Below are 534 nucleotides of genomic sequence, written 5' to 3'. Positions count from 1 at the left end.
CGACCGACCACCAAGGAGACCACGGACTACTGGCGCGTCTGCCTGGCCGAGGACGGTGTGCGGATGACGACCCTACCGACGCCGAACGACCTTGCTCATCTCCGTCCGATGCTCATCGGGGTCGGCGGGACCATGTACCAAGGAGCGGTTGATGTCCGCGGCGTGACCGTGTTGGCCGGAACTACCAACCGCGACGGGGGCCCCGCCGATCTCGACGGCTTCTGGCAGGTCCTCCGCGCCCAGATCGCGAAGGTGGAACGCCAGCCGTGATCATCCGACGGTCCGCCGCAGCCTGCGCGCTGACGCTGGCCATGACCGCTGCGGTTCCGGCGGCCGGCTCCGCGGCACCCGTCGATCCCTCCCGAGCGATCCTGACGGCGGCCGAGTTCCCGATCGGCACCGGGTCGTCCTACCGGGTCACGCACACCGTCAACCGGGCGCCGACCAGAGCATCCGGCCTCACGGACGACGGGTGCGAGTCGGCCGGCGCACGGATGATGGCCGCCGCGGCGGGGTCGCGGTCGACCGAGGCGA

General features: G+C 71.2%; 2 protein-coding genes. Both read left to right on the top strand.

All coding sequences use genetic code 11. From position 1 onward, the window contains the following. A partial coding sequence (locus FK268_RS24560) for a hypothetical protein (protein WP_158636225.1) occupies positions 1–270 on the top strand: 270 nt, incomplete at its 5' end. Next, a partial coding sequence (locus FK268_RS23760; protein WP_146437906.1) for a hypothetical protein occupies positions 267–534 on the top strand: 268 nt, incomplete at its 3' end. The genes FK268_RS24560 and FK268_RS23760, both read left to right, overlap by 4 nt.

Origin of the sequence: Tsukamurella sputi, assembly GCF_007858445.1 — a bacterium.
Classification (GTDB): Bacteria; Actinomycetota; Actinomycetes; order Mycobacteriales; family Mycobacteriaceae; genus Tsukamurella; species Tsukamurella sputi.
Note: the sequence above shows the minus strand (reverse complement) of the source record. Positions and strands in the feature narration are given on the sequence as shown.